5 protein-coding genes and 1 pseudogene are annotated in these 5841 nt (G+C 61.7%); 2 read left to right on the forward strand and 4 right to left on the reverse strand.

Annotated elements, in window-relative coordinates; all coding sequences use genetic code 11:
• Positions 1-994 (forward strand): UxaA family hydrolase (locus OP495_RS16095; protein WP_280570716.1); only part of this gene is annotated, 994 nt, incomplete at its 5' end.
• Between the two features lie 73 nt (positions 995-1067).
• Positions 1068-2039 (forward strand): GntR family transcriptional regulator, encoded by a 972-nt coding sequence (locus tag OP495_RS16100; protein ID WP_280570717.1) that lies wholly within the window; start codon positions 1068-1070, stop codon positions 2037-2039.
• A 113-nt stretch (positions 2040-2152) separates the two neighbouring features.
• Here the strand turns inward: OP495_RS16100 and OP495_RS16105 are convergent, their stop codons facing one another.
• From OP495_RS16105 to OP495_RS16120, 4 genes and pseudogenes are all read right to left on the reverse strand, one after another.
• Entirely contained in the window at positions 2153-3061 is a 909-nt protein-coding gene (locus OP495_RS16105) for an NAD(P)-dependent oxidoreductase (protein WP_280570718.1), read from the reverse strand.
• A 13-nt stretch (positions 3062-3074) separates the two neighbouring features.
• Complete coding sequence (locus OP495_RS16110) at positions 3075-4142, reverse strand: Ldh family oxidoreductase (RefSeq protein ID WP_280570719.1); 1068 nt, start codon at positions 4140-4142, stop codon at positions 3075-3077.
• Positions 4139-5647, reverse strand: coding sequence for a tripartite tricarboxylate transporter permease (locus OP495_RS16115; RefSeq protein ID WP_280563801.1), 1509 nt, complete (start codon positions 5645-5647; stop codon positions 4139-4141). The genes OP495_RS16110 and OP495_RS16115 overlap by 4 nt, the downstream gene beginning before the upstream one ends.
• Positions 5648-5654: 7 nt before the next feature.
• Positions 5655-5841: pseudogene (locus OP495_RS16120) on the reverse strand (tripartite tricarboxylate transporter TctB family protein); the annotation flags it as partial.

Genomic DNA, 5841 nt, shown 5'->3' on the forward strand with positions numbered 1-5841 from the left:
CTTTGCCTTCCTCGAGCGTGTCATCGCGGGCTACGCACGGCATCCCAATTTTGCGCATGTGGTCATTATCGGGCTGGGATGTGAAACCAACCAGGTCAAGCAGTTGGTGGAGAAGTCTGGCCTGGAGGATGCCGCGCGTCTGGCCTACTTCAACATTCAGCAGGTCGGCGGTACGCGCGCGAGCATCCAGATGGCCTGCGACAAGGTGCTGAACATGGCGCGCAGCCATGAACGCGATGAGCGACGCCCCGCGCCGCTCCATCACTTGAGCGTGGCGTTGCAATGCGGTGGCTCGGATGGTTATTCCGGGATCACCGCCAACCCGGCGCTGGGGCACGCCGCCGATTTGATCGTGCGTCACGGAGGCAGCGCAATCCTGAGCGAAACGCCGGAAATCTATGGCGCCGAGCATTTGTTGTTGGACCGCGCGGTGGATGTGGACGTCGCGCGTAAGCTGCTGGCACGCATCGCCTGGTGGAAGCATTACACCGAGATCAACGGCGCGGAACTCAACAATAACCCCTCGCCGGGCAACAAGGCGGGAGGCCTGTCGACGATTCTGGAAAAATCCCTCGGCGCGGTGGCCAAGGGTGGGGCATCGAGCCTCAACGATGTGCTCGAATACGCCGAGCCGCTCAAGGTGCCAGGCTTCAATTTCATGGACAGTCCCGGTTATGACCCTGTCTCGGTTACCGGGCAGATTGCCTCGGGAGCGACCGTGGTGTGCTTCACCACGGGGCGTGGTTCGGTCTCCGGCTTCAAGCCGGCGCCATGCCTCAAGCTGGCTACCAATACGCACATGTATGAGACCATGAGTGAGGACATGGACCTCAACTGCGGCGCCATCATCGACGGTGAAGTCTCGGTGGAGGAGATGGGAGAGGCGATCTTCGAACGGATCGTCGCCGTCGCGTCCGGCGACGCCAGTGCCAGCGAATCGTTGGGTTATGGCAGCAATGAATTCGTGCCCTGGATGGTCGGCGCGATCACCTGACGACGCCGCGCTATCATCACGTTCAAGGGCGCTCGAACCGCGCGCATGCATTAAACGGGAGTACGACAGTCGCATGGCCAGATCGTTGAAGGAGCAACTTTATCGGGTAGTTAGCCAGGCCATCGAGGATGGACGTCTCGAGCCGGGGTTGGTGCTGCTGGAAGGACATCTCGCCGAGCATTTCGCGATGAGCCGTTCGCCGGTACGCCAGACCTTGGCTCGCCTCCACGAGGAAGGGCGAATTTGTCGCTTCGAAGGGCGCGGCTACCAAGTCGGCGCACAACCCGGCGACGTGGTACGCCGCTCCCTGGGCAAGAGCGATTTTCGCGCCTCGCGTATCGAGCGCACGGACACTTGGCGTGCGCATGCCGAGAATGTAGAACGTGACGTGGTGCTATGCTCGATGAAAGGGCGCTTCGAACTCAATGAACTGCAATTGGCGCGTTCGCTGTCGGTGAGTCGGACTCTGACGCATCGCACCCTGCTGTATCTACAGAGCATCGGCGTGGTCGAGAAAGTCAAGTACAGCAGTTGGACGGTGGTGCCGCTGGACGACACGCGCCTGCGCGATCTTTACCAGGCACGGTGTCAGCTAGAACCATTCATGATGACCCGTGCCGCCGAGACATTGAGCGATGCGGAAATACAGCACTATCTGGCGCGCCTGAACGATGCCGCGCGCGATTATCCTCAGGTGCCCAGCGCATTGCTCGATGCCCTCGAGAATGACCTGCACCACGAGGCCCTGAAGCGCGGCAACAACGCCGAGATCATGACCATGTTGCGTCGCACGCGACCCATCCTGTTGATCAGCAAGCATCTGCTGGGCTCGTCGATCGAGCTGCCCAGCGTGGAGCCGTTCTTCGACGAGCATCGGCATGTATTCGAACAAGCCCGTGCCCGTCACGGCGAAGCCGCGGGACGCGCTCTCGAAGAACATCTAGCGCGCTCTGAATCCCAGGTGCAGGCGCGTCTGGCCGATTTTCGCGATGCTGGAACGATCGACGTGCCGGATTATCTGCGCGAGGTCGCGCTCGATACTTGAAGCCGCGAGCAGGTTGCCGCAAGGGCGCTATAAACTCTCCCTTGGCGCTACTGTCGACATCCTGTCGAAAGACTCCTGCTTCAACCTGTCCCGGCGTAAACCCTGGGTACCGTTCAGTGCGGATTTTCGTCGTTGCGCCGGCGCAGCTCGCGGATCAGGGCGCTATGGTCCAGCTCGCCGTCGCCGTGCGCGACCAGGTCCCCGAACAAGCCATCCACCAGGCGCGATACCGGGAGCTCAAGCGATAATTCATCCGCGAGTTGTTGGGCGGTTTGGGTGTCCTTCCACTGCCATTTGGCGGGCCCGCCGGGGCGGAAGTCTTTCTTGAGCATGCGTTCGCCGTGGACTTGAAGGATCGTCGAGTCGGCGAAGCCGCCCAGCAAGGCCTCACGTACTTTTCCGGGATCGGCACCACCACGTTCGGCGAGCAGCAAGGCTTCGGACACCGTAGCGATGGTATTGGCGACGATCGTCTGATTGGCCAGCTTGGCGAGTTGACCACTACCGGCCGGGCCGACATGCACGTCGCGCCCGAGGTGTGAAAAAAGCGCTCGCGCTTGCGTGTAGGTGGCCGCTTCGCCGCCGACCATGATCGCCAGCGTGCCGCCGATGGCGCCGCGTTCGCCACCGGATACCGGTGCATCCAGATAGCCGATGCCTGCTGCCTCGGCGGCTTGGGCCTGGCCTCTGGCGGTTTCGACCGGGATCGAACTCATCACCACCAGTATCGCACCGGGTGCCATGTGGGCGATCACGCCGTCGTCGCCTAGCAGGATGTCGTCGCATACCGGTCCCGAGCTGAGCATGACCATGACGAAGTCGGCATCAGTGGCGGTGTCGTTCGCCGAATGAGCTATGTCGATGCCGTGCTCGTGCAGTGTCTCTGTCTTGTCGGGCGTGCGGTTCCAGGCGCGGACTCGGTGGCCCGCGGCGGCGAGACGGCGAGCCATCGGTGCGCCCATGAGACCGGTGCCGATGACGCCGATGGTCTTGGTATCATGCGTGTCCTGATCTTGTGGCATCTTATTCTCCCGTTCATAACTCTAGTGCGCGACTCAATGAGCCGTTTGCCAGCGTCGAGTCGGCGACGGCCAGGCGTAGCGAATCGACGACGTCATTGGGCAGGGGAATTCCCTCGCGTAGATACCGTTGACGCTTGGCGAGGCCGGATTGACCGGGTAGGCGCACCGCGACATCGGGGTCGGCGCGCTCGGCGTCGAGACAGCGCCGGGTGAGAAAGTCGGTTTCCTCGACGAAGGCATCGGTGCCGCCGAAACGCGCCGGATCGATGACCATCACCGTGGCCGAGGCACCCCATTGGGTCGGGGCGTCCTTGCGACCATAGCCACCGAGAGCCGAGGTCAGCGCCTCGATCATCAGGCCCAGAGCGAACCCCTTATGACCGAAGGCCTGGCCGCCGAGTGGTAGGATGCTGCCGGGCGGCGTAGTGAAGAAGTCCTCGGGATCGTCGCTGGCGGTGCCGTGACGGGTCAAGATCGCGGGATGCGCGAGCTTGCCGCCCTCGGCGCGTGTCTTGTTGACGGTGCCGTTGGTAATGCTAGACATGCTGACGTCGATCAGCATGGGGTTGTCGCGACCGGGGATGCCGATGGCCAGCGGGTTCGGCGTGTATGCGGGCGTCACACCGCCATAGGGTGCCACCGAGGCCACGGCGGGGTCCGAACTGAGCACGATGGGCACCAGGTCACGTTCGACAAGGGGGCGCAGATAGGCTGCCAGGCAGGCGATGTGATGGGATCGCTTGAGCGTGACGATGCCGATGCCGAAGCCTTCGGCGGCTTGTCGTGCATGCTCAAGCGCGTGCCTGATCAGGTACGGCCCTAACACATAGTGTCCATCGATCACGGCGGCCACGGGACTGCTTTCCGACATCTTGAGCGTAGCGGGGTCGCCGCTTGCCTTGCCGGCCTTGAGGTCCTTGAGATAGCCATTCGCGAGCTTGATGCCATGCGTGTGGTGACCGAGAAGATCGCCCTCGACCAGCACGTCGGCGGTGGTGTCGGCGACCTCTCGATGTGCGCCGGCCTCCTCGAAGAGGGCCGTCAAGAGTTCATGAATTTGTGCAGCGGCGTAGGTGGTCATGGCGTCCTCGGGGATTGGGGAGCGCCGCGATAACGGCGATAGAGACGAATGAACAACGGCAGGAACCAGATCAGGATGACCATCGCGCCTAGGCTTGCGCTGATGGGACGCGAGAAGAAACTGAGCAGGTCGCCGTTGCTCTTGAGCATGGAGCTCATGAAGTTGTTCTCCAGCGTGCCGCCGAGTACCAGGCCCAGAATGGTCGGGGCCATGGGGAAGTCGTTGCGCGCCAGGATGTAGGCGACCAGACCGATGATCAGCATGATCCAGATATCGGTGACAGCGTTGTTGATGGCGAAGGCGCCGATGATGCAAAAGCACAGAATGATCGGCATCAATATCTTGCGTGGCGTCAGGATGAAGACCTTGGCCGAGCGAATGGCGATATAACCGATGGGCAACATGGCCAGGTTGGCAATGAAGAACACCGTGAACAGCGCATAGACCAAACCACCGCCCTCCATGAAGATGGTGGGGCCGGGATTCATGCCTTTCATGTACAGCACACCGATGACGATGGCGGTGATCGAGTCGCCGGGAATGCCGAAGACCAGCGCCGGTACCCAGGCGCCGCTGATACCCGAGTTGTTGGCCGAGCTGGCATCGACGATGCCTTCGATGTGGCCGCTACCATAGGCGTCCCGGTTTTTCGAGCGGCTTTTGCCCATGGCGTAGGAGATCCATGCCGCGATGTCTGCGCCCGCGCCGGGCAGGGCGCCGATCAGGGTGCCGGTCGAACTGCCCCGCAACAGGTTGCGCCAATAGCGTCCGATGTGCCGAGGAACGCTGCTGAAGACTTCGTCCTTGTGAACGGCGGGAATGTGGCGGTTTTCATTGCTGGAACCGTAGAAGCTCATCAGTTCGTTGAGCGCGAACATCCCGATCATCACGGGGATGAAATTGATGCCTGCCATCAAGTCCGGGAGGCCGAACGTGAAGCGAGGTGCACCGCTCATCATGTCGAGACCGACAGTGGAGAGCAGCAACCCTACCAGCAAGGATAGAAAGGCCTTGGTCTTGGAGCCGATGGAGATGAAGATCGAGCAGCTCAGCCCCAGCAAAGCCAACCAGAAATACTCGAAGGAACTGAACTTGAGCGCGACTTCGGCCAGCGAGGACGAGACGAAGACCAGCACTAGCGTGCCGAACAATCCGCCGAAGACCGAGCATACAAGGTTGGTCCCCAGCGTTTCCCGTGCGCGCCCTTGACGTGCCAGTTGATGGGACTCGCCGACATAGGCGGCCGACGCGGGCGTGCCGGGGATATTGAGATAGGTGCCGGGAATGTCGCCGGCGAAGATCGCCATCGCCGATGTGGTCACGATGGCTGCGATGGCGGGCGTTGACTCCATGTAAAAGGTGATGGGGACCAGTAGTGCGACGGCCATGGTGGCGGTCAGGCCGGGCACGGCGCCCACGAAGACTCCAAAAATGGCCGCGGCGGCGATCACCAGTAATGTCTGGAAATTGAAGACCAGCGCCAGGCCTTGCAGAAATGCATCCATGGCTTACTTACCCCCAGACGCCCAATAGTCCCTCGGGGAGGGGAATGAGCAAGTAACGTGAAAACACCAGGTCGATGACCAGTGCTGCGACGATGGATATCCCGAACGCGAGGAGAGGAGAGGTGCGCCGTGCAAGCATCAATACGAACATGATCGATGCCAGACACAGCATGGCCCCCAGCCACTCGCTTGCC

The sequence above is a fragment of the Chromohalobacter sp. 296-RDG genome (genome assembly GCF_029889885.1).
GTDB lineage: Bacteria > Pseudomonadota > Gammaproteobacteria > Pseudomonadales > Halomonadaceae > Chromohalobacter.